The sequence below is a fragment of the Formosa sejongensis genome (assembly GCF_033447105.1).
GTDB lineage: Bacteria > Bacteroidota > Bacteroidia > Flavobacteriales > Flavobacteriaceae > Formosa.
In genome coordinates this window covers 41,002-66,026 of record NZ_JAWQUN010000018.1, presented here as the reverse complement: position 1 = coordinate 66,026, position 25,025 = coordinate 41,002, and the positions used below count along the sequence as shown (strand labels likewise).

The following is a 25,025-nucleotide window of genomic DNA, read 5'->3' as shown; positions in this document are numbered from 1 at the left end:
ATAAAACTCAGATTTATATTCAGTTTTTTATATTTTTATTAACCTCTTTCATAACCTGAAGTGCTTTTTTGCCAACTGTACCATCTTGATAAATAGCTAAATTAATGGTAACCGCCCCACCATTGACTTTACATTTTTTTATATAAGTACTTAATTGCTCAGAAGTAAATTTTGGGTCAGCGATTTCTGGTTTATTCTGAACCCATACAAATGGCTCCATGGTTAACAATGCTTGATACGGCAGGTTTGGGGAAGGGCCGTTTTCCATATATCCGTTTTTTGGCGGAGCAATTGGGTTTTGAATCTCTCCAGACCAGTAATCTTGCCAAGGAGAAACATCTGGATAAATCCATGGGTTGAGACAGATAATTCGGTCTTTGTTTCCAATTTTACTGGCTTTATAAAACGCTTCAAAAGGAACCTCTTGATATCCTTGAAAAATTTGATACCAACTATCAAACCAATACCCAGCTATTTTATCTTGATATCTGTTTCCCATTTCGGTAAGGATATCGGTAAAATTAGCAACAAAGGCTTGTTTAGTTTCTTCATTATTATCGTCATGAGTAGAAAACTTAAAAGTCCCTGGTGCATTTATATAGCAAAGAAACCGAATGCCCTTTTTATTTAATGCATTGGCTATTTCTTCTATCAAATCCCTTTTAGTAGTTTGCCCAGGATGAATTCTTTCCCAACTTTTTATAGGCGCTGGACAATAGCGTTCAGCATGACCAATAGTAAAATAGACATAACCCGCACCGGTTTCTTCAACCATGTTTGCAAACTTTTCAACATCAAATTCATTTACAGCATCTTCAAAAGATTTACTAGAGCCATCTTGTTGAACACTACGAGACGTCCAATGAAACATCAAACCATAACCTGACTTGTTCATCCAATCAAAACTAGCTCTCGCATTTTTTGCTCTAATTTCCTCATTGATTATTTCTGCCTTTTTTGAAACTGGCAACAATTCAGCAGAACGCAAGTCAAAAAGAACGTCCTCATTTTCAATACCAGATGTTGAAATCGTGATTTGTTGTACTCCTGCGTCCAATGAAATTTTACCTGGAAGTTTAAACCGTTGGAAGTTTTGGATATTATAATTTGGTATGTTATTAACACCTTGAAAAGGTCCTTTTGTTTGAGCTAATTTAAATGCGTATTCTTTATTTTGAGTTTTTAAGTATACTTTACTTCCACTTCCTTCTAAACGAACATTTGCCACCAAATAAAACTCGTAGTCGTCTTTCTCAGCAATTTCTACTTCCCAAGTCAATGCACCATTTCCTTTCCATGGAATATTATCGCCACGAACCACTTCTAAATCTCCAGAGGTTTCAATTGTTTTTGTACTGTTTAATATGGTACTTAATGGTGAAACAAACGCTGTTTCGGTTTGCTGCTTGGGGTTTTTATTATCCTTGATTGAGTTGCATGAACTGATGGAAGCTAGTAAAAAGATTACCTGAAAAACAAGGACATAATTAAACTTATTTTTTTTCATTCTGATTCCGTTTTAATAATTTAATTAGTGAGTAATGAAAAGACTATTTTATTTTAAAAAGAGGTATTTCAATTTTTGATTATTTTTTAACAGAAACTGTCTTGATATTTTCGAGAGGAACATCGTTGAACATCATCAGCTTAAATACCCCATTGGGTTGCTCTTCTACCATCCATATCCCTGCATTTGTGATAGCAGGAAGATCGTTAAGTGTATCCTTAGTAAGCATCCTTAGAATACCTTTTCCACTAAATCCATGACCAGCCAGAAGGATACTTTTATCAGTACCACCAAAGCGCTCCTGTATCATATCAAGCACATGCTGAATAACCAATTGGGATGCTGCTGTTTCTACCAAATTATCCAATTGGGGGTTCTTTGGGAATGGAGGTAGCTTGATTTCGTTTAGACCATCCTCACGAAGACTGAAATAAGGGGTTTCTTCCGAGGGTAACTCTATGGGAGCCCCTTCTCCCAATATATTTACTGTTGGAGTAGGTAATGAAGAGGAAATGATTAGTTCGCTCTGCCAATATTCGCAAAGCTCAGGCCAAACTTCTCCCTTGGCTCCCACTTCTATCATATAGGGTAGAATCGTATTTCGCGTACGCCAAATTGGGCTGGAGGCTATAAAATCAAACTTGTAACTTTTAAGTTTACCAGCCACTCTATTAAGCTGGCCTTTTCCCATGGGGGTAAACATATTGGGGTTACCAACATAAGCAGGCCATTTATCTTTTGGTATTTCACTATAAGTTTCCCAATTCTTTCTAACGTTATGCCCTCCTTCTGCATGGCGGATGTAGTAAATTTTTAGCTGTGCATTAGATTCGCCTACACAAAATAACACCATAGCAATCATAATAGATATTCGGTTAATATTCCGCAAGTCCATGTAACATGAGCTATACTGTTTTACCAGAGCAATAACTTTATTCAACCTTAATGTTTTCATATCAATATTTATAAGATTAATAATTTAGAAACTACTTAAAGAATTGTAGTATACAACATGATACTAAAACTTATAAGTTTAAACTAAAGCAAATATTAAATAATAACTTAATATTCATTATCACTTATCAATCATTCTATTGCTCTAATATTACTTAATACTGTTTTTTAAGGATTCATTCAAGTAAGTTGCTCCCAATTAGATCTTACATAGTCTTGCGATATTCCGCGAATGGTTCTGCCGTTCTTAATAATTTCTGTTATTCTTATCTTTAATTTTTTAACAATTTTAGGATGTTCAAAATATAGGTTTGTAGTTTCTATAGGGTCATCTTCATAAATATCCCGTTTTCGACCTTTAAACCTGAGTTCGATTAATAAAGTTGGTTCCAATGCGATTGGTATGAGACTACGTAATAAAACAGCTATAAACTTTTGATATTGTATACTCAGTTTCGGTATTCAACATTTCACAGAGCCGAACTTAGTCATCACTTATGCCAGATTCCCAATCACCGTTGGCATATACCAAATCATGGTTACTCGCCGTCACGTATACGGGAACCGGTGAATTGTCCATCACATACTTTACTGCCTTAAACTGATCGACAGTAGCACCTATATTCACTTCACCCACCATGTTAACGAAATCAATATGAGCGTCTACCACTGCCTTATTCATGGATGCAAGAATACTTATCTTAGTATCAAAGGTTTGGACCTGAGTATTGCCAATTACCATGAAGGTATTCCTGGACGTAGATTCCGAAAAAATAGTCGAGTCAAAGACTTCATATGCATGCTCTATTTCTTCTTCTGTAGACTGCACGTTTAACCATGCTATTTTACCAGTAAATATTACCATTGCAAAAGCAATAAGTACTCATTTTAATTTTTTAATTCTACTAAAACTGAAGAAATAATAAAACCCTGTGAGTCTTTTATGTTCACATAATAGGTAAGCGCTTCTTCAGGAAGTTTAGCGCGTACTTCATTTTTTGAAATGTCCACTATTGCTGGCATGCTCAGCCAAGTATCTGGTCTTGAATGTTTTGATTTGGGATCAAGTTTGCGGTAGGTCAACGCTTCGGTGATATAATAAACTGTTGCTTCCATAATTGTTTCTTTAGACTCATAAACGAGTTCTAAATTCCGAGTTGATGGTTGCTCAATAATGCGACCTAAACTTTGTCCTTCTCCTTTTAATATATAATCAGCAAAAGCGTAAATTTCTGGTACTTCATTGGGGTTCCAACCTGCACCATGCCCATGTTTCATACCAGGATGAATAGTGAGATAGGCATGATCACTCGTCGTTTTAAATGAGTGAGAAGTTATATTAATAGAAAAGTGTCCATCGCTATCACCGTTAACCCATAGTGTTGGCACTGAACCCGTAGAAAACTGATGTGAAGGATCCCAGAATTTCTTTTTCTCAACGAACTCAGGTGACTTATCCCCATGCTCTCCAAAATGTCCCAATGATTCATAGAGATAGCCGGCACCATAAACAGGCATAGCACACTTTAACCTTGAATCCAACCCGGACATGAGACTACTTAAAATACCACCCCATGAAATACCGGTAACACCAATACGATCTGCATCGACCTCAGCTAATGATTCCAAGAGTGAATGTCCAATCATGATATCAGATACCGCATGATACATCCATTGCTCCTCTATTGGTAAATCAACATCATCAAACCGGCCAACTCGGGAAGGTCCGCTATAATCGTGAGATAATTTCCCATCTCCATTTGTGTCGGGCATATGTCCTTCCAAACTCATTGAAATTGCAGCATACCCACGATCGTTCCATATTTTTACCCACTCGTAAAAAGCCTTTCCTCCTCCACCATGCACCAAAACCATTGCCGGAACTGGTTTGTCACTTTTTGGAATACCTAAATAAGCAAAAGCTCTTGTGGATTTTCCTTTGTAAGGAAGGGTTTCATAAAATAATGCTTTTATATCCCCTTTGTCTTTACTGGGTTCCCAGTAAACCTCTGGAACTTGATAAACCATGCTGTCCAGCAATTCTTTTAATGGCTCTGAGTTGGATTGAGCTCGTACTATTGCGGCTGCAAAAACAATTACCATTGTTATAATAAACTTCGAATTAATCTTGAATAAAATTCTTTGATGCATGTGTATCTTTTTATAATTCATAACTTCTAGCGACTATAATGTGAGCTGCCATTTGGTTTGTATTCTCCTGTGATCGAATCAATTATATTCACCCACCATTCTATTTTAGTATAATAGCCTCAAGTTTTTCTTCTACTAATTTGTCATTTTGAAGAGATACGAAATATGAATTGTGTGCTTCACCTGTAGACACCACCTTAAATGGCTTTCCGTTTTTAAATATAATCCCTGAGTTACTTCCAAAAGCATACCCTGCCTGAAACACTCCAGTTTCAATATATTCATGATACAGTTTCCTACGTGCTTCATCCGCATCGTAATGTGGACAATTGCTATATTCTAAAAACCCCAACCCTTCAACTACACCCAATTTTATAGGCCGAGAATCGGTTATTCCTTTTTCGAACCAACAAAGCGATCCAGCGCTATTGCCTGCTAATACAATGCCCTTTTCCAAAGCTTTTTTAAGAACGACATCTATTCCTTGTGCTTTCCAAACTGCCATCATATTTACCGTGTTTCCTCCTCCAACAACAATAGCATCTACATTTAGTAAAACGTCCTCAAAAGAAACCTTTTGATTTTTAGAACCTATCTCAAAGGTGCGCTGCACCATTGGTTCTAAAGATAGATCATGTACTATCTCATACCAACCAATTATGGCTTTTGCATTATCCCCTGAAGCCGTAGGAAGAAAACATATTTTCGGGCGTTCCTTGCCAGTTAGTTTTATAATTTCCTTGACAAATTGTTTGACATGCACACCCCCATAAGCAAAAATATACTGGTCTTGTCCGAATATAATTCCAATATTGAAAAGCAAAAGGATGGCTAATAAAGCTAATTTTTTCATTTTTTTAAAATTGATGATGGTTAGAATGTTATGATAGTTGAAAAATACGGTGTCTAGAGGAAGCTAAAAATGATCATTCACTTCCTGACTTAGGATAACTATATGATCTTGATTTTTTATACTTTCTATTCTGAAAAAATTATATAAGTGAAATTCTGAAACCAATCACTGGTTGTTCCGAAATGGTTTTAGGCATTTTGATGGACAACCCCTCTCCTGTCCTTTTCCACTTAACTTTCTCTTTACTTCCCAGTAATTCAATGTTTTTGATTTTCTTATCGAGCAATCCTCCGGATGCCAATGTTTTAATAATTACATCTTTGGTTGGAGGTGCTAAGACAAATGCATATAATTTTCCATCCTTGGTTGTGAAACGAATATCATTTTGGGAAAACTCTTTAATATTCTCTCCTTGACGACCATCTTTCATCACCAGAGGGCCTTCACCGAAAACCTTCCATGGTCGGCTGCCATAAATCCCCTCTCCATTATTCTTCAGGAATTCACCAAAAGTATTGAGGTAAGCGGCCTGATTATCCGGTATGGTACCATCACCGCGTAAAGCTATGTTGAGCATGACAACGCCATTTTTACTGATGGCATCAACGGCATTTCCAACCATCACAGGCACACTCATTCTATTAACGGCAGTTTTACGGTAAAACCAGCCACCTGAGAGATCTGTTGCCCACATCCATGATTCTGGCTTTATATCTCCAGCACTGCCCCTTTCAAGATTGTAGGTAAAAGCCGCCCTATTCATGTCCCCATTTTTAAAGGATAAGACGGTAGTCTGCTTTCCACCATTCTCTTTTAAATCACGATTTAAATAATCGGAAAATAATTTAACGCCTAATCCCTTTCCGCTCTTTATGTTGGGATAAGGTGAATCGTTATTGAACATATCCGGATCATATTTTTCAATCAGCTCCCAGCAGCGATCATACCAGTGCTCGTTCCAACTGTCTTGACTTGCATAATCTTTGGGGTCGTAATCCATATTAAAAAGTGTCCATGCCAGTGTTCCTAATTTTTGGTATTGACGTGCATCTTTAAAAAACCGGGGGGACCAATACAAATGTGTTGACACACCAAACTTCAATCCGTGTTCGTAGGCTGCATCTTTCCATTCTTGCATCAAGTCCCGTTTAGGCCCCATCTCAACACAATTCCATGGATGGGAAGAGGCGTACATGTCAAAGTTGTCGTGATGCGTGGCAACCGGCATGATAAAACGAGCACCACAGTCCTTCACATATTTAACAAGAGCATTAGCATCAAAATTTTCCGCTTCAAAAAGAGGCACAAAATCCTCATAACCAAACTCTTCAAAAGGGCCATAATGCTGAACATGCCATTCACTCAAGATTCTTGTCATTTCGCTTTGCTGGGTAGCAGGTCCTGTAAAGTCCTTATCACCATACATTCTGCGCCCATAATGAGACCCATCATTTGGACGATCTTCATCGATCGATGAAGGAATACCATAATGAAACCAAACACCTATTTTCCCATCCTGAAACCATTCTGGAACCTGATAGTTTTCTGCCATTGACTCCCATGTTGGTTCTATTTTCTGGGCTGACACAGCAATATGGGTTAATACAAATAATGTTATTAAAATTGTCCTCATTTGTTTGATATTAAGCTCATATGATTTAAAAAAAACGCATTTAATTATCGTCAACTATTCCACAGGAATAAGCTTTAAGCCTTTCAATTTAAATTGACTAGACATACCAATTATTTCTTTTGGATAAGCTGAAATTGTGATAACCTCATTCTGATTAATTTCGATCTCCCCATGATTTTTAAGCGTCATTTCTCCGATATTTCCTTTAGGCTTAATCTCTAGTGAATCGGTAGGTGTACGCAATTCAAAAACATAATCATCATTCCCATTATCCTCACTCACTACATTATAGACTCCTGGTTTGGTTATGTTGACCGTCCAAATTAAACCCTGCTTGGTATTCTCTCCCCAGCGATGCGTTACCTGTTCTTCATAATCATAACTTATCCTTCTTATGGAAAATTCACATTTTGCGACTGGAAGGTTTATAGTACCATCGTCTTCTTGTTGGATGATTTCATTAATTACTTTAGCCTCTTCATCTTCAATTTCTAATACAACTACAGTAACTCTTGGTTGCTTAAGTTCATTAGGTACTGTAATACTCAAATTTTCGTCTTTCTGGTTAAATGAAAGCGCTTGTTTAGATGTATCTGCAAGGCAATAAGCGTTGGTAACTTCAGATAGAATTCCTTTAAGTTCTACTTTGCTATTTTCAAAATCTTTTACATGCAGATATATTTTCCCGGGCTTACTGGTAATTGCAAAAGGTGGGAATTTTAGCGGACTTGGATCAGCACCATAAATCGCTTCTCCATTTACTTTCAGCCAATCGCCAATAGCAGTTATACTATTTACTTGTGATTCTGGAATGGTTCCATCGGGTCTTGGCGCAACATTTAACAAATACACGCCGCCGTTGCCCACTATGCGACATACACTATAAATAAAGTCTGTATAATCTTCTGAACGATCATTCTCTCCTCCATAAGAAGTATATCCCCAACCTCTCTGTGTAACCGACTCATGTGTTTGCCATGGCACTTTTAAATCAGGCAACCAAGTTGATTTACTCACACTTGGAGTTTTCCCATTATCAATGGAAACATCAAAGTGGCCATACCCGTTTCCTAATCGGGAATTTACCAATGCACCTGGTTGATTTTCCTTCACAATATCCATCATAGCCTGGCATTGATCATCTGTCATTTGAATGGGTGTATCGAACCATATCATAAAAATATCGCCATAATTGGTAGTTAATTCTTTTACTTGCATCGCAGCTTTATTATTAAAATAGCTATCAAATTCATTCTGAGGTTTTACCCTACTTTCAAAATCCCAACTGTTACCAGCGCCTCCTTTTTCATGCCAATCTTGACTTTGCGAATAATAGAAGCCTAATTTCATATCACGCTCCTTACATTCATCTGCTAATTCTTTTAAAATATCACGCCCAAAACCAGCAAAATCTACCAAATTATAAGGATCTTTAGAATCATACATAGCAAAGCCATCGTGATGTTTTGCTGTTACAACAATAAATTCCATGCCTGCATTTTCAGCAATATCAACCCATTTTTTTGCATTAAATTTTACTGGTTTAAATTTACCTGCTGCTGCTTTCTCATAATCGGAAATAGAAATTTTAGCTTGATTCATAATCCATTCTGCAGAAACTTCTTTATCATCCCAAACACCTTCTAATTGTGCATAAGGTCCAAAATGGACAAACATGCCAAATTTATCTTCGTACAATTTTTTCATGTTTTCTCGAATTTCGGGCGTATACGCTGAAACATCCGTTTTACCGAAATCTACCTCTCCTGAAGTTTCGGTAACGTAATCAATCGTTTTATTTTCGGTTTTATCGTTAGTCTTTTCTCGACAACCAAAGTGAATGCATAGTGTCGCAATTATTAAAAGACTAGTAGCCTTTTTTAAAGTTATTGTTTTCATAGTTTATTTAAATTCTCAGATTCTACATTCATTCTTCCCATTTTTGAAACATCCAACTGCTCAATACCTAATTTTATAGCTGGACTATCTGGCTGAAAGCCAAAATCCCCATTTTCTGTATCAATAAATAGAGGGTTCGCAAAAAGGCTGTTTTTTTCATTTCCTACAACCCGCATTTTAATAAAATGGGCATCCATCCAATTAGGATTGGTCGGGTGGTAATATAAATTTGAATCCATATCGGTTTCCACGAGTAACGGATGACCATCCTCTGTTCTGTCTATAGGTCTCTCCCCATGAGCATTACCTCCATCAGGATGAGAAATGATGATATTGTGATGAACTTTTGACTCTTTTACACGAACCCATTCAAAACTTACATACCCCCATTTTGGAGCGGTTAAAGGAGCAACAATGACATTATTAATGATATCATTTACACCCTTTGAGACAATACCAGCTGCAAAACCATAATTATTATATAAAACATTTCCAAAGATTAGGGTTTCGTGTTGGTCATCATCGCAACGGATGGCAGATGGAAAGGAATGCTTTAGGTTATCATGAATAAAATTGTATCTAATAATATTACCCGTTCCTGCTCCAGAAACATAAACAGCATTACCATCAGAAAGTTTTTGTACGGCATGAGTTATTTCATTATATTCAAAAAGATTATGACGAGCGTGATTGTATTTCTCTCTAACCTTCCAACTTTTATAGGTCTCTTTAGTGCTGTCTTTAACAATTTGAGGAATTTCATTTTGGCGTATCGTTCGTCCACCTTCTCCATTTAAAGATCTATCCGGTTCAACTCTATTTGTGATTAGCACTGCTGCATAACCACTATGGTGCACATAATTATGCGCTATGTGATTATGTCCGCTTTGCCACGCCCAAATTCCAGGAGAGTGCCAGGTAATTTCACTAAAATGATGTATATGATTATTTATAATATCATTATGATGGTTGACATCTTTTGTTCCAGCTCCATAACCAGCCAATATAATTCCAGCTTCACCCAAGTGGGCAAATTCACAATTTTCTATCTTATTACGTTGGGAATATAAATCAAGACGAATACCAGAACCACCTGCGTCAAAAAAGTTACAATCTATAACACTACAATCCTCAGCACCACGAAAACGCAACATCGCTGTAGACCTATCAAATAAATCCCAATCATGTTGCATGCCCCAGCCAAGACGATCCTCGTCTGTTGTCCATGCCCTGCGATCTGCATGAGCAAAAGTTAAACCAGAAAATACAATGCCTCTAACTGGAGTATCTTTTGGACCGTCGTAATCAATGTCTCCCTCCACTCGAATTAACTCACTAGTAGTAGGTGCTAAAATACCTTTTGGTGATCCATTATCTGCTGGATTTGAAGGCCACAGATAAATTTTACGTGTTTCGGAATTCATTACCCATTCACCAGGTTCATCCAAAGCCTCCATAATATTTTCTACCCAAACCGAAGCCTTTGCTTCATTATGAACCCAACCTTGTAATTTGCCCATATTATAGGTTGCGGATACGGCTGTTTTGGCTATTCCATTGGCTTCATCAACAGATTCAAGAGGTAGCATATTAATCATCCAAGCACGTGAGGGTCTGATATTAATCTCCACATCAGAAAGGTTATCCCAATTTTTTAAAGCACCCTCTGGAAAATACAGTGTTTTTTTATCTCCTAATTTAGACGGAAAAAAACCACTATTTCTAGCTCGATTTAATCGTCCCTGCTCATCATAGAGTGTATAAAATTTTTCTATCCCTTTAGGCATATCGGCTACCCAAACTTTACCTAGAGACTCAGCGGGCAATCCTGGTACTGTATTTTCTACTAATGCCCAATTATTAATAGGTACTCCTGCACTAATGATAGGTTTTTCTTCAAGGTAAGCCGCAATGGTAAGGTGTGGTGGCATAGTTGATTCTCCTGCACCATAAGTTTCTAAACTATCTTTTTTCACTTCAGAAGTGTTTCCGTCATTTATTCCCAAAACCAATGTTTCGTTTAATTGATGACGCCCTTCTCTAAGATATATAGTTATCGGATTTAAATTGCCCAATTCCCGCAGACTTCTTACCTTTTGTATTGCTTGTGGAAGTGTCGCTAATGGGCTTTCTAAAGTTCCTTCAGCCCTATCATCGCCGTCAGGAGCAACATAAACTTCAATTGTATGGTTAGTTTGACATCCAAACTGAATCAATAAAATAAAAAATAATAAAAATTCTTTTAATCTGTTTAGATTGATATATGTTCTCATTTTATAATTGGTATTGACGGATAAACATCGATTTATTTTTAATTGACTCATACTTAAGCGCTTTTACAACTTCTCTATATATTAATAAGGTGTATGCACTCTATCATCTTTATCAATCAATTGAGTCTTCAAAATTTTTTATTCTCATTTAGTTTTATTTCTCATTATTAAGCATTCCGCCTACTTCTCTTAAAATATCAGCTGATTTTTGCGGTATGTTTCCATCCCCATCAGGACCAATATTCAACAAGAAGTTTCCACCGCTTCCATTTATCTCTTTAAGTTTATTATAAACAGTTTCAGGCGATTTCCAATTATGGTCGTTTGCTTTAAACCCCCAAGATTTATTTAAGGTATAGCAAGCTTCCCACTCATAATCAACCTTTGAATTAAAATGCTTTTGCTCAGGAGTACCAAAATCCTTCTTAAAGGACTCTCTTTTACCAACTCTGTTGTTTATGATAATTTCCGGATTTAAAGAGCGGATATAATTATATAAGTCAATTCCAACATCGTTGTTCCACCATTCAACCCAATCACCATCAAACCACAAAATATCTGTATCATAATTATCAACCAACTCCTTTATTTGGTTTTTCATATAGTTGATATATCTTTCTCTTTGTCTTGGCAACATTTGTATTTGTCCCCAATGACCGAAATTCCCATCAACAGCTTCATTACGTTGTTGGCTATTGTGGTGCCAATCAATGATACTGTAATAGGTACCGAATTTAATGCCGTTTTCACGACATGCAGTGCTTAGTTCTCCAAGAATGTCTCGGCCATTCATGGGTGTATTGGCTATATCGAAGTTGGTATATTTACTATCCCACAAACAGAATCCTTCATGATGTTTGGTGGTAATAACAATGTATTTCATACCTGCATCCTTTGCTAGTTTTACTATTTCATCTGCATCAAAGTCTTTTGGATTCCATGTATGTGTAAGCATCGCATAATCCTGCGCTGGAATATCAAAAGTTGCTTGAATCCATTCAGAATACCAATCAGTTGTCTGGTCTTCCCATACACCACCTAGTTGACTATATAGTCCAAAGTGGATAAACATTCCATATTTAGCCTCTTTAAACCACTCCATATGGGCTGCATATTCCTCTTGTGTTTCCTTTGTATAATCTTTTTTCTCTTGTGCATTCGACTTTACAGTAACTGTAAAGTATAGAAGAAGGAATAATACCATTGTTCTCATTTATTATTTTTTAAAAGTTAAGATGACTTCTATCTAAAAGTTTAAATATGTAAAAGCATGTTTGGAATTTCAGATAGCGTTATAGGCTTTGTCTTTCAAGTGAAAACAACTTCTCGCTAGGCTTTTCTGGGAGTGTTTTTTGCCACGCTTCAATTTTTTCAATCAAATTTTCAACCACATCTTTATTCTCATCTTTCAGATCCTTTTTCTCATACACGTCTGCTGCTATATCATATAGCTCCACGTAGCTTAAGTCTTTGTTGGCAACCAACTTCCAAGTTTGATCGACAACGGCATACGAAACCCAATGATCTGGCTTTTGCTGATTGATATGCCAGCTACCTCCCATCTTCCAAAAAAGTGGTTTGGTACGAGACGGATATTGCTTCCCTTTTAAAGTAGCGACTTGGCTTATGCCATCTGGCTGATAATCCTCAGGAAGTTCTACTTCAGCAATTTCACAAAAGGTTGGTAATAAATCTACAGCAGACATTAAAGAAGCTGAATCAATAGCCCCAGCAGCAATTTTACCAGGCCACCGAGCAATGAATGGCACTCCTATTCCTCCTTCAAAAAGCGCCGCTTTGTAACCCCTTCTACCACCAGTTATACCCATAGAGGCCCCTTTATAACCCACTCCGGTAGCCGTATCAAGATAAGTATCTATTGTAGCTTCTGCACTACTTCTTGCAGGACCATTATCGGAACTAAAAATAACAAGTGTATTTTCAGTCAATCCCAAACGGTCTAAAGCATCCAAAACCTCTCCAATCCTATCATCTGCGTGTGCAAGCACAGCTGCATAAATGTTATCTTTTTCCTCTAAACCTCTAAAATCCCATTGGTATTTAGGCAAGGCATGGTGCGGTGTATGTGGCTCATGAACCCACATATTTATAAAGAATGGTTTATTGTCCTCTTGAGATTTTTCGATAAATGCAATTGCGTTATCTGCATCTTTATAAAAAGGCATTTGCTCACCTGAACAATTGAATGCACCATAAGTGTCATAACCATATTTGTCTGGCGTAGGTGAATCAAGAACCATATTATTAGACAAATGCCATTTCCCAAAATGTGCAGTAGCATAACCATTTTCCTGAAGAAGCTTCGGTAAAAGTGTCGTTTCATAACTCAACCAATCGGGCATATTCCGTTTGGCATTATCTGGCACCCATGCAAAATGACCATCTACATTATGCCTTGCTGGAAATTGTCCCGTCATTACAGCAGTTCTGCTTGGTGAGCACACTCCACTTGCGACAGTAAACCTCTGAAAATCGGTGCCTTCTGAGACCAGTCTATCAATATTTGGTGTTTTTACATACGGATGACCATGCGCACTAAGATCTCCCCATCCCCAATCATCTGCGAAGATGAACAAAATGTTTGTTTTAGTGTTTGCTTCGTTTTCGACAAATTGACTAGCAGGCTTTTCTCCACAACTAATCAAGCTGAAAAGCATGATGCATAAATAGAAACTTTTGATAAGACTCATAATTAAGGTATTTTAATTTGTTGGCTTAAGCTTTTGGTTTTTACGGATTTTTAATACTTATAGCTATAAGTAAACAAAAGAAAATGCAAAATGGATTCTTTTATATTTTTTTAAGGCTTTTACAATTTCTCGATATACATATAATAAGGCGGGTGCACTCTATCATCTTTATCAATTAATTGAGCCTCTAAATCGTATTTTCCTTTTGGAATAAATCCTGTAAAGGTTACCTCTTTTTGATTTTCTGTAATTTTTTTCGTTCCGCTTAAGTCAGCCACATAAAGATACGCCTCCTTAAAATCGTTTTTAGTACTTGCTGGTATAACCCAATCCAATTCAAAAGTTTTAGTTTGTTCTGGAAATGTGGCATTAATTTCCAATCCACTTTCCCTTGGAAAACGGCATAAACTGATTTTATATTCGCCATCTTCAACAAACTCAATTTTCCATCTTCCTGAAGCTTGAGCTCCTTTGGCTGCTCCAATTTGATGATGGACACTCCCGTGCTTACCCGTCATTAAATCGTGTGCCGAAATTCGGCTTGGGTTTTCTTTTGGAGCACCTACTTTTATATATGCGTATCGTTCATTCACCTCTTCATCCATAAATGATTGCCACCATTTTTCGTAACCTAAAGCAAGTTTCTCTGCCACTTCTGGGTGCTGACCAAAAACATTTTTGGTTTGCCCTTTATCAGTGTTCATGTTGTAGAGCTCATTTCCGTTTACAAGTCGCCAATCATCATCCATAACAGAGTACTTTTTATATTTGACCAAGTTTTGTAATCTTTGCGTATCTATGTAGAGTGTTCTATTTGGCCAATCTTCAGTTTTGTTTTCCAACAATGGTTTTAAACTCATCCCATCCAACGGTTTTACAGCATTATAATCAAGCCCTAAAAGGTCAACAAATGTTGGTAGTAAATCGTAAGCAGCAACTAAATTATCAATATCTTTTCCTCCGGTGAGTTGTCCATTAGGCCATCGAATGAAAAGAGGTACGCGATGTCCTCCTTCATATTCACTACCTTTAGAACCTTTTAATCCAGCATCATAAATACGGTTTCCTCCGGCTGTTCCGTTATCCGTTGTAAAAATAAGAATGGTATTATCGGTTAAATTTAAAGCATCTAGTTTATCCTGTAATATTTTAAAGTTATCATCAATATTTGTAATCATTCCATAGAATCTTTTAAATCTATCGGGTAACTCTTCTTCACTATAGTTCTTGTAGATATCATAGTATTCTTTTGGAACATTATATGGTGCATGTGGTGCGTTGGTAGAGATGTAACAGAAAAATGGTTTTTCTTTATTTTCTTCGATGAAATTTAATGCTTCGTTGAAAAACACATCCGTACAATAGCCTTTATACTTTTGAAGTTTGCTGTTATGCCAATAAGTATCATCAAAATAATCATTCAACCAATAATCTGGTCCTTGAGTAATACCTCCGCCACCGTGTCGCACGACTTCATGGAACCCTCTGTCTTCTGGACGAAACGGATAATTATCACCTAAATGCCATTTACCAAACAGACCATTGGTATAACCATTTTGAGCAAATACTTGCGGCATAGTAACCTCATCTTCGAAGAGTAGTGAACGACCAGTAATGGTATGGAATACATTTATTCTATTACTGTGCCTACCCGTCATAATAGCACCACGCGTTGGCGCACAAGTAGTAGATACGTGATAATCCGTAAAACGCACAGACTGTTTGTAAAAATTATCGATGTTGGGTGTTTTAATGTAAGGATTCCCCATGCAACCTAAATCATTCTTACCTTGGTCGTCTGTAATTACGATTACAATATTTGGTTTTTGTTTTGAAGTTTGAGCTAATAATTTAATATTAGACGTTAACACGAAAAGACAACTTAGAAAACTAATTTTAAAAAGTTTTGTGATTTTGAATGATTTTGTTATGTTGATTTTTTCCATATAAATTGTATCACGTTTAGCCCAATCAAATATTAGATAATTACGTCATATTCCTTTTCCCATATCAATCATTATATTGCTCTATTGTTACATTTTATTATTTCATAGGCTTATTCATTCATCATTTTAATTTCTTAGCTTCTAAAAGTAATTATTCAATCTGTTATTTTTTTTATGCATACCACTTGTTTCAACCCTCGATGAAATATTTTTTCTTGTGAATAACTTAGAGTACTCAAACTCCATGTAGATCCTGCTGGACCTAAATCATTAATCGAAATAAGCGCAGAATCATCAAATGTTTCCTGTTGGGAATCTATTACGTAAGTCATCCCTATCATGGTAGAAAAAAACACATAATTATTAATTGCGATAGGATTACCAGAAGTAACATGGCCCCATCCATCTCGTTGTGCTCGCTTATCCATACCTGTTTTTACACCTCTAGAATTGATCCCATCACTCGGTATATGAGTATTCCATAATATATCATCCTTATTTTTTGAATTTCTCGCTATTTGAATAGGCACCTGTATATACACAACCTTACCCGTTTCGGTGTCTACTCTACCAATACAATGTCCTTCATGAGTCATAAACAAGAAATATTTTCCAATTAATATAGTAGTTTCATTTGTTGGTATCTTTCGATATTTATCAATTATTAAATCGAACGATACATTATGGTAAGTTTCGTATTTATTTTTAGAAGTATTCCACTTATGAATTTCAACTTGATCAAATAATTGAAAACGATTTAATAACACTCCTGTTTTAGAATTAAATTTCAACAAACAACCATCATCAATACCATAAGCAAAATTTTCATCAAAATATGTTACTGTATAGGCGAATATATTTTTTGTTTTATAACTCCAAATACTTTCTCCAGCTTTTTTCCCAGACGCCCATGACATATTAAAGCCATAGGGAGTTTCTGGAGGAGTATGCCCTCCGCCTCTTAAATGAAATATAGCAGGTTTATTATCAATATATCCTATTTGTGGCGTATTATGAACGGATGTCCCTGTTGATTCTACCCATAACGGGGTTCCAGTGTCTGCATCAAAAGCTCTAATAAAAGTCCATGGCCATAACTCAGGGTCTGTTTTATTTCCAGATTGAAGAGCCTTCATTGGCTTACGTAATGTATCACCTGAATCTCGCATCATTACATATAACAATTGATTATCAATCATAATAGGCTCACACTGTTTTGCTGCATGACGCATTCTAGATTCAAAAGGACGTTTCCAAATAGTGTTGCCATCCATATCGCTACATACTATCAACCCACCTGCATTGATAAACCAAACATGTTTTCCGTTTGTAATTGGTGTTGGTGTAGAATTATCGGAAAACAGTCCGGAATACGGCATTTTTTTTGGACTAGGAATATCTAAAGTCCATTCAACTTTTCCAGTATTCGTATTTAAACAGTAACCAATAATATCTGACCCCTCCGTATTCTCAATAAGAGTTCCTTCTGGTAAAGGTTTGTTTATTGTTAAAAACAACTTATTACCCCATACTGCAATGCCACTTTGCCCTCCTTCTGGAAGTTTTGTTTTCCATAAAACATTTTGATTATTACTAACACTCCACGCTGTAGGAATAGTGTTTTCCGTTTTCAGTGTCCAGTTACCGTTGGGGCCAGAAGCCATTGGCCACTGCTTAGATAAGTTATACAAAAAATCTTCTTTTTCTTGTGCGCCTAAGTTCAATATTGATATAAGGCTTAGTATAATATACTTTATACTTTTAATTAAAATCTGCTTATAACTCATTTTGATTTCTTTTTAATTTTGAAAAATTAAAAAAGGATTGTTTTACGAAGTAGCTTTTTAATTGACACAAAATTCCTAGGTGGATTTGCTTTATCCATATACCAATCTTGATAACATCTTAAATAAATTGCATACAGGGTTAGCTGAATCAAATATTGAATAATTTCTTCATATTCTTTTACCCTTATCAATCATTATATTGCTCTATTATAACATTTTATTATTCACATATTCATTCTGACACAGACTTTCAAATTAACATACATATGCTTTATTTATATAAAAAAAACACATAACGCACTGATAATCATAAAATAAAATACTTAACCCATATTTTTAATTTTGCAAATAATTAACACGAATTTCTTGATAAACCATCCATATTTTTATTAAAGCCTTCTTTTTAAGAAAAAAAAACATGCAATTATAATAATATATATTATTTACTTTTGATAAAATCTCAATGATATTATTGTTGTTGTTTTGGTTCTTTTTTACTTCAAAATACGTTTAAAATGCAAAACAGTTTTAACTCGAGAACAAAAAACAGAAATTTAGTTTTATAGGAGCATGCCCTCTTTAAAAATGATTTCCATTAAGAATATAACATGCATTTAAGCAATCCAATGATCTAAAATAAAAAATATTTAACCAGCTAATAAAGCAAGTGATTTAACCAAATAACGAGAAATCATAAAAATCGAGATAAATATTATGAGAGCGTTTTTTACAAGTATCATTTTATTATTTATAACATTACATGGGTTTTCCCAAGAACTTCATTTTTCAGAAGTGCCAGAAGATTACCAGCTTTATGCTAGGAATGAATTGGATAGTGCTGAAGTTAAAGTTTCAGGAAAAATAATAGTAGGAACTAATATTGAAAAACTCAAACTAAAAATATTCAAATCTAATGAGCATTATGATACCAAAGAAATTATAGTCCACAATAATGAATTCTCTCTAGCAACCACTATTCATTCTGGTTTACATGAATTTAAGTTTGAATTATATGTAACAAAAAAAGGCATTGACAGCTTATATTATGCCGCCGATAATATAGTTTGCGGCGATGTTTACGTAATTACTGGGCAATCTAATTCGCATGCAAGTAGCAGCTTATCTACATACAGTAATCCATTTTGCAGAAGTTTTGGCGTTAAAACGGGTTTTGAACCTTACAATGATGATGATAAAAAAGTGCGTTGGGGATTGGCAACCGGTAATGCCCCAGACCTGAAAGGCGTTGGCGGATGGTTCAAAAAAAACAAGTTTGGTGTTGGCGTTTGGGGTATGGAATTAATGAAATTGATTGTTGAAAAATACCAAGTTCCTGTCTGCATTGTCAATGGTGGCAGTGGTTCATCATCCATTGAGCAAAATATGTTGTATCCAGAAAAACCGTCGTTGGAAACCAGTTTTGGTAGGTTAGCTTATCGCTTAGACCAAGCAGGGTTAAAAGATAAAGTAAAAGCTATTTTTTGGCATCAAGGCGAAACAAATACCAATAAAGATAAAAACCCAGAATTGTATGCTACAAATTTTGACACGCTACTTTTTGACTGGAAAAGACTTTATACAGGTTTAGAAAAAATTTATCTATTTCAGCTCCACCCAGGTTGTGGAGGCGATTATCAATCAGAACTTCGGGAAACACAGCGTCAAATAGCTGAAAAATATGATATGATTGAAATTATGTCTACCACAGGCGTTACAGGAAACGATAATTGCCATTTTTCCTATGAAGGCTATATTGAATTTGCAAAGCGGATATTTCCTTTAGTTTCAAGAGATTTTTATGGCGAAAAAACAAAATTAATCATCACACCCCCTAAATTAGAACACGCTTATTACATAGATAAAAATCATATCGTTTTAACTTTTGACCAGTCCATTTATTTTGAAGAAAAATATAAAGTTAATGGTACTACTCATTATCTAAAAGACCAATTTTTTTTCAGTAACGGAAATAATAATGAAAAAGTCAGTGCTTTAGTGGAAAATATCACAAATAGCGAAAAAGAAATAGTGCTGCAAATTAAAGATGCAAAACCATTTACCGAAATAACCTATTTACCAAATAGAACGTATTTAAATACAGATGATGTTTACAAAGGCCCATGGATACGAGGAAAAGCCAATGATTTGGGAGCTTTAAGTTTTGATAGAAATAAGATAAAAAAAACAATTCAAACTAATGATAATGAATGGCATGGTTACAAATTATTAGACTCTACTTTAAATGGTGTAAATTTTAAGGTTGTATTTCCCAAAAAAGCCAATAAAAATAGAGATTGGATATGGAGAGCCCGTTTTTGGGATGTCGAGCCACAGACTGATTTAGCTCTTTTAGAAAAAGGATTTCATGTGGCTTATATTGATGTTTCGGGCTTGTTTGGAAATAATAAAGCCATCAAAATTTGGGATGGTTTTTATGAATTTATAACTACCAAATACCAATTAAATGGCAAAGTTGTTTTGGAAGGGATGAGTAGAGGTGGCTTGATTATTTTTAATTGGAGCAATAGAAATGCAAAAAAAATAGCTTGTATTTATGGCGATGCTCCAGTATGCGATTTTAAAAGTTGGCCAGCAGGCAAAGGATTGGGAGAAGGACATCCAAAAACATGGGAAACTTGTTTAAATGCCTATGGTTTCACTGAAGAAACAGCACTTTTGTTTAAGGGCAACCCTATAGACCATATGGATTATATTGCAAGTAATAAGGTGCCTATTCTAATTGTAGTTGGAGATGTTGATACCGTGGTTCCTGTTTCAGAAAACACAGAAGTTCTTAAAAAAAGACTAAAGACTTTGGGTTGGGACCTAAATATCATTCATAAACCCGGAGTTGGACATCATCCACATTCATTGGAAAACCCAAAACCCATTGTAGATTTTATTCTAAAACATACTAGCAACACTATTAAAATTTAAAAATAATGACACTTATAAAAAGCAAAATCTTTAAAGCTAAAATTTCAAAAAGAGCAATGGCTCAATTGTTCGTGTTGCTAATTCTATTTAGTTGTAACAATAATACCAATTCGGAACAGCTTTCAGACATAGAAAAAATTAATAAAACCTACAGACGTGGGATGACCATGATTACACCTGCTGAACAATGGAGGGAGGGTTTACCTTCAGGCAATGGAACCATAGGCGCATTGGTTTATGGTTCTATAAGCGAAGAAAGAGTGCTGTTTAATCATAACGAACTTTGGTACGGTGGAAAGATAGAAGATGTGCCAGATGTTTCTGCAGAACTACCTACTGTTAGAAAGTTGATGTTAGAAGGTAAATATTTAGAAGCTAATAACTACTATACAAAAAAGTTAAGGGATAAAGGGTTTTCTGCTAAAAATGCAATTTATCATCCCGCTTTTGATTTGTTACTGACCACAGAAAGTGAATATATGTTTGAGGATTACTCAAGAACATTGGATTTTGAAACGGGAGAAATTGAGGTTAAGTGGACAGATGGAGATAATCAATTTTCAAGACGGTTGTTTGTTTCTATACCAGATAACGTTTCTGTAATGTCCATAAAAGCTGATAATAAAAATGTTGTTAGTGGAGAAGTCACCTTGGATATCCATGACATAAATGATGCCATTGCTCAAAATGGCGTTTCTTTTGACCCAGGGTTTCGTTATGAATCTTTCGCAAAAGATGGCTATGTAGAATTTCATTCAACAGGAACCGACGGGGGTGAGTTTGGAGGTGTTTTAAGGGTAATTGTTAAAAACGGTAAACAAGAATCCTTGAACCAAACTGTGAGTTCTAAACGGAAATCTGAAGGGTATAAAGCAAATGAAAGCGGTGTTATAGCCTTTAATAGCGCTGATGAGGTTGTTTTAATAGTTGGTTATTTTGCGAATGAAACAAGTACTATTGCGATATCTCGATTAAAGAAAGAGCTTGCGGAAATGACAAGTGATTATGAGGTTCTTTTTAATAAACATAAACCATTACATAGTGAAAAATTTAATAGGGTGAATGTGAATTTGAACCTAGACGGACCTCATGACACTCCTAATGAAATTCTCTTATTAGATGCTTATAAAAACTCACCTTCGAATGAGTTGACTCAAAAACTTTTTGATTATGGACGCTATTTGCTAATTTCTAGCAGTAGAACAGGAGGTTATCCTGCAAACCTTCAAGGTCTTTGGAATGGTGATTACAGTCCGCCATGGAGTTCTTTATATGGAATTAATGAAAATTTACAAATGACTTATTGGCAAGGTTTACCTGGTGATTTAAAAGAATCCATGATGGCTTTTTATGATTATTTTGATGCACATTTAGATGATTTTAGATACAATGCTAAACAACTTTGGGGAACAGAGGGGATTTACATACCGCCTTTTATGTCGCCAGACTCTGGGAAACTTCGCCATTCTGCACCTCATGTGGTTAATTGGACGGATGCTGCGGGTTGGTTGGCATCATTTTATTATGATTATTATCTTTTTACTGGTGATGAAGATTTTTTAAGAAACAGAGCAATTCCTTTTATGAAAGAAGTAGCTTTATTTTATGAAGGTTTTATTGTTAAAGGTGCCGACGGTAAAAATATGTTCTTCCCTTCCCAGTCTCCTGAAAATCAACCAGCAAATATGGATGTTATAAATCCAATTACTGGAAGAACAGAAGGGATTAAAGTTCAAATTAATTCTACTATAGCAGTTGCTATATCAAAAGAGGTTTTAACTAATTTGATTACATCTTGTGAGTTTCTGGATGTTGAAGAAGAAGCTGTTAAAAGGTGGAAAATCCTTTTGGCAGATATGCCCGAATACCAAATTAATGAAGATGGGGCATTAAAAGAATGGATACATCCTGATTTTGAAGATAATTATGAGCATAGACATCAATCTCATATTTATCCCTTGTTTCCAGGTCATGAAATAACGGAGGAATCTAATCCAGAACTTTACGACGCAAGTAAAGTTGCCATTGAAAAACGGTTACGTATTGGCTTAAAATCTCAGACAGGTTGGTCTTTAGCTCACATGGCAAACGTATATGCACGTTTGGGTGATGGAGATAAAGCTGAAGAAGCGTTAAATATATTAATGCGTAGTTGTTTAGGAAAAAACTTTTTTACCTACCATAACGATTGGCGAAAAATGGGAGTTACCCTTGATTTTACATGGGGTAGAACAGCACCATTCCAAATGGATGCCAATTTTGGGATTACTGCTGCTATTACCGAAATGTTATGCGGTTCTACAAATAACATGCTCCGTATTTTACCAGCATTACCAGCCGATTGGGACCAAGGAGCATTTCAAAATTTGCTAACACGTGTTGGAGTGAGAACTTCTGTTGCTTGGGATAAAGATAAAAAGTATATTACTATTTTACTTCATGCAGAAAGAAATACGAGTTTTGATTTAAATTTACCTGATAAAGTTTCTCAAATAGAATCTAATCAGTTAGATATTTTAAAAGAATCAAAGTATGGAGATGATTACCGTTTTATTAATCTACAAAAAGGACAGGAAATCAATATAAAATTAAAACTTAAATAAAATTAATCTTTAATGAATATTAAAAAAGGCACTATCCATCATAAATTTTATCGTTTTAATTTTCATGTGTAGTGTTTGCGTTCAAGATACAGTTGAAACACCAAATATCATCATCATTTATAAAGATAACATAGGCTTTGGATATGTAAGTGCTCTTAACCCAGAAGCCAAGTTCAAAATACCAAATATTGTGGACTTACTATATTAGACTAGACATAAAGTTGCGAGATTTAGAGTTACAAGCATTAACTTTGAATCATAAAAAACAGAAATGTAACTGCTTAAATCTCGCAATTAATTGTCCATTTTTTTATTGCAAGTCCTCTTTTCAAGAACATTATTTTCTGCTGTCAAAATTGGGGTATTCAAAAATAGGAATACACTTAAAAATGATAAAATTAGTTTCATATATTTATATTCCTAAAAGACACTATCCTTACAGGTCTCCAACATTCTTTTATTTATTATTTTAACCAGGTAATTTTAGCCTCTTTTTTTTCGGTATCTACCCATACCTTGGCATGCTCAAATTCTCGGGTAAACTCCCAACCATTGTTAGAAACACGCTTATAAGCTCCTTTAGGAGCTCCTAAAGACTTATGCAAATCTGCATAATACACCAAAGGCCCCGTATTTAAACGCCAACCCCAACCGTACTGAAAATAAGAATAAGGCTGTGCTCCTATTAAGAAACATGCTTGATAATATTCTAATCTTTCAAGAGATAATTCTTCTAGAGAAACACCTCTTGATCCTTTTATTAATGTTTGACTTGCTTCTTCTTTTTCTGCCTCAACACCTATTCTAAAAATAGACATTTTACCTGCTTTAGCATTTGCTAACATATCCCCCCATTCTTCAAGAAGGTTTTCTTTGCTTAATTTTTTATTATTGTAATGCTCAAACATCGCCGCATCAATTGCAGGAAAAACATCTTTTACAGCAGATGCGTTATTTCCTAAAAGAATTTTGTCTGTTCCTATTGCAGCTTTTAAGTTCATCATCATCTCACCCATGCTAGCTTCAACTTCTTCCTTTTGAGAGTCACGCTTCCAAACAAAACCATGCATTTGATCTATAAAAACACCATCTGCACCAGAATCTTTCACCCCTTGTGCAACTGTTTTTACCCACCAATCTCTAAACTCAGGATTTAATACGTCAAAATTAAATACATTATTTCTATGTTCTAATTCTCCTGTCTCTTTATTATGAAGCAACAATTTTTCTAATTCTGGATAGTCTTTAATTTTATCCTTAGTAAAATTTTGATTGTAGGATGTAAATGGCCACGCATAAGCAGAATTAAAATAATAAAGCGCTTTGATATCTGGTTTTATGGCTTTAAAATTTTTGATTTCTTCTCTAGCTCCAATTTCAGCAAATTCTAAGTCTCTATATGCATGATTTTTTTCAACACAAATAAAATCTGTTTTAGCAGCTATTGTTTTCACTTCCTTAGGAGTCAATAATCTAGTTCCATCACCAAACATTATATATTCTGGAGTTGTCTCCCAACTAAACTTTGGGTAGAATGCTTTAGGTTTAAATGGAGTCCCATCACTTATCAAATATATTTTATCCTCCTGCAGACTTGCAGCTGTTGTTTTCTGAGTAATTGACTTTGATGAAGTACATGATGCCCCCAGAACAATTATTAATAAAGCAATTATTTTTTTTAATATCATTTTAAATATTCGTTTTATTTTGACTCTTCAGTCCAATATTAATTTTCGCATAGGCATATTCAAGATTCCTACCTATTGCAAAT

Annotated in this window: 16 protein-coding genes; 2 read left to right on the top strand and 14 right to left on the bottom strand. The window is 35.4% G+C overall.

The genetic code is table 11. From position 1 onward, the window contains the following. Positions 1-19 precede the first annotated feature (19 nt). From R6X41_RS15055 to R6X41_RS14995, 13 genes are all read right to left on the bottom strand, one after another. Positions 20-1,507, bottom strand: a complete 1,488-nt coding sequence (locus R6X41_RS15055) for an alpha-L-fucosidase (protein WP_318501172.1) — start codon at positions 1,505-1,507, stop codon at positions 20-22. A 79-nt stretch (positions 1,508-1,586) separates the two neighbouring features. Next, positions 1,587-2,462, bottom strand: coding sequence for a histidine phosphatase family protein (locus tag R6X41_RS15050; protein WP_318501171.1), 876 nt, complete (start codon positions 2,460-2,462; stop codon positions 1,587-1,589). A gap of 179 nt (positions 2,463-2,641) precedes the next feature. Continuing rightward, positions 2,642-2,854, bottom strand: a complete 213-nt coding sequence (locus R6X41_RS15045) for a hypothetical protein (RefSeq protein WP_318501170.1) — start codon at positions 2,852-2,854, stop codon at positions 2,642-2,644. A gap of 91 nt (positions 2,855-2,945) precedes the next feature. Continuing rightward, positions 2,946-3,290 carry a metallophosphoesterase family protein gene (locus tag R6X41_RS15040; RefSeq protein WP_318501169.1) on the bottom strand — a complete coding sequence of 115 codons (345 nt, stop codon included), beginning with the start codon at positions 3,288-3,290 and terminating at the stop codon, positions 2,946-2,948. Positions 3,291-3,349: 59 nt separating this feature from the next. Further along, complete coding sequence (locus R6X41_RS15035) at positions 3,350-4,612, bottom strand: alpha/beta hydrolase family protein (protein ID WP_318501168.1); 1,263 nt, start codon at positions 4,610-4,612, stop codon at positions 3,350-3,352. A 100-nt stretch (positions 4,613-4,712) separates the two neighbouring features. Next, on the bottom strand, positions 4,713-5,465 hold the full coding sequence (locus R6X41_RS15030; protein WP_318501167.1) for a Type 1 glutamine amidotransferase-like domain-containing protein: 753 nt from the start codon (positions 5,463-5,465) through the stop codon (positions 4,713-4,715). A 139-nt stretch (positions 5,466-5,604) separates the two neighbouring features. Further along, on the bottom strand, positions 5,605-7,098 hold the full coding sequence (locus R6X41_RS15025; RefSeq protein ID WP_318501166.1) for an alpha-L-fucosidase: 1,494 nt from the start codon (positions 7,096-7,098) through the stop codon (positions 5,605-5,607). A gap of 54 nt (positions 7,099-7,152) precedes the next feature. Continuing rightward, on the bottom strand, positions 7,153-8,997 hold the full coding sequence (locus R6X41_RS15020) for an alpha-L-fucosidase (RefSeq protein ID WP_318501165.1): 1,845 nt from the start codon (positions 8,995-8,997) through the stop codon (positions 7,153-7,155). Beyond that, entirely contained in the window at positions 8,994-11,270 is a 2,277-nt protein-coding gene (locus R6X41_RS15015; protein WP_318501164.1) for a right-handed parallel beta-helix repeat-containing protein, read from the bottom strand. The genes R6X41_RS15020 and R6X41_RS15015 overlap by 4 nt, the downstream gene beginning before the upstream one ends. A 154-nt stretch (positions 11,271-11,424) precedes the next feature. Further along, positions 11,425-12,483: an alpha-L-fucosidase gene (locus R6X41_RS15010; RefSeq protein ID WP_318501163.1), complete on the bottom strand. Its 1,059-nt coding sequence runs from the start codon at positions 12,481-12,483 to the stop codon at positions 11,425-11,427. A gap of 79 nt (positions 12,484-12,562) precedes the next feature. Continuing rightward, entirely contained in the window at positions 12,563-13,981 is a 1,419-nt protein-coding gene (locus R6X41_RS15005; RefSeq protein WP_318501162.1) for a sulfatase family protein, read from the bottom strand. A gap of 119 nt (positions 13,982-14,100) precedes the next feature. Then, entirely contained in the window at positions 14,101-15,927 is a 1,827-nt protein-coding gene (locus tag R6X41_RS15000) for an arylsulfatase (RefSeq protein WP_318501161.1), read from the bottom strand. A 155-nt stretch (positions 15,928-16,082) separates the two neighbouring features. Next, positions 16,083-17,714 carry an outer membrane protein assembly factor BamB family protein gene (locus R6X41_RS14995; protein WP_318501160.1) on the bottom strand — a complete coding sequence of 544 codons (1,632 nt, stop codon included), beginning with the start codon at positions 17,712-17,714 and terminating at the stop codon, positions 16,083-16,085. 714 nt (positions 17,715-18,428) lie between these two features. Between R6X41_RS14995 and R6X41_RS14990 the strand changes: the two genes are divergently transcribed. Both R6X41_RS14990 and R6X41_RS14985 read left to right on the top strand, forming a co-directional pair. Next, positions 18,429-20,651, top strand: coding sequence for a sialate O-acetylesterase (locus tag R6X41_RS14990; RefSeq protein ID WP_318501159.1), 2,223 nt, complete (start codon positions 18,429-18,431; stop codon positions 20,649-20,651). Between the two features lie 5 nt (positions 20,652-20,656). Beyond that, positions 20,657-23,254, top strand: coding sequence for a glycosyl hydrolase family 95 catalytic domain-containing protein (locus R6X41_RS14985; protein ID WP_318501158.1), 2,598 nt, complete (start codon positions 20,657-20,659; stop codon positions 23,252-23,254). Positions 23,255-23,718: 464 nt separating this feature from the next. On the opposite strand, the gene R6X41_RS14980 is transcribed toward R6X41_RS14985, so the two are convergent. Further along, the gene (locus R6X41_RS14980) at positions 23,719-24,942 is read right to left on the bottom strand and encodes a putative glycoside hydrolase (RefSeq protein ID WP_318501157.1); all 1,224 of its coding nucleotides are present in this window, start codon (positions 24,940-24,942) and stop codon (positions 23,719-23,721) included. Positions 24,943-25,025: the final 83 nt, after the last annotated feature.

What these genes read in the sequence shown, in the direction of transcription:
- R6X41_RS15055 (WP_318501172.1), bottom strand. Translation starts at nt 1,507, where the DNA reads ATGAAAAAAAATAAGTTTAATTATGTCCTTGTTTTTCAGGTAATCTTT.
- R6X41_RS15050 (WP_318501171.1), bottom strand. Translation starts at nt 2,462, where the DNA reads ATGAAAACATTAAGGTTGAATAAAGTTATTGCTCTGGTAAAACAGTAT.
- R6X41_RS15035 (WP_318501168.1), bottom strand. Translation starts at nt 4,612, where the DNA reads ATGCATCAAAGAATTTTATTCAAGATTAATTCGAAGTTTATTATAACA.
- R6X41_RS15030 (WP_318501167.1), bottom strand. Translation starts at nt 5,465, where the DNA reads ATGAAAAAATTAGCTTTATTAGCCATCCTTTTGCTTTTCAATATTGGA.
- R6X41_RS15025 (WP_318501166.1), bottom strand. Translation starts at nt 7,098, where the DNA reads ATGAGGACAATTTTAATAACATTATTTGTATTAACCCATATTGCTGTG.
- R6X41_RS15020 (WP_318501165.1), bottom strand. Translation starts at nt 8,997, where the DNA reads ATGAAAACAATAACTTTAAAAAAGGCTACTAGTCTTTTAATAATTGCG.
- R6X41_RS15015 (WP_318501164.1), bottom strand. Translation starts at nt 11,270, where the DNA reads ATGAGAACATATATCAATCTAAACAGATTAAAAGAATTTTTATTATTT.
- R6X41_RS15010 (WP_318501163.1), bottom strand. Translation starts at nt 12,483, where the DNA reads ATGAGAACAATGGTATTATTCCTTCTTCTATACTTTACAGTTACTGTA.
- R6X41_RS15005 (WP_318501162.1), bottom strand. Translation starts at nt 13,981, where the DNA reads ATGAGTCTTATCAAAAGTTTCTATTTATGCATCATGCTTTTCAGCTTG.
- R6X41_RS15000 (WP_318501161.1), bottom strand. Translation starts at nt 15,927, where the DNA reads ATGGAAAAAATCAACATAACAAAATCATTCAAAATCACAAAACTTTTT.
- R6X41_RS14995 (WP_318501160.1), bottom strand. Translation starts at nt 17,714, where the DNA reads ATGAGTTATAAGCAGATTTTAATTAAAAGTATAAAGTATATTATACTA.
- R6X41_RS14990 (WP_318501159.1), top strand. Translation starts at nt 18,429, where the DNA reads ATGAGAGCGTTTTTTACAAGTATCATTTTATTATTTATAACATTACAT.
- R6X41_RS14985 (WP_318501158.1), top strand. Translation starts at nt 20,657, where the DNA reads ATGACACTTATAAAAAGCAAAATCTTTAAAGCTAAAATTTCAAAAAGA.
- R6X41_RS14980 (WP_318501157.1), bottom strand. Translation starts at nt 24,942, where the DNA reads ATGATATTAAAAAAAATAATTGCTTTATTAATAATTGTTCTGGGGGCA.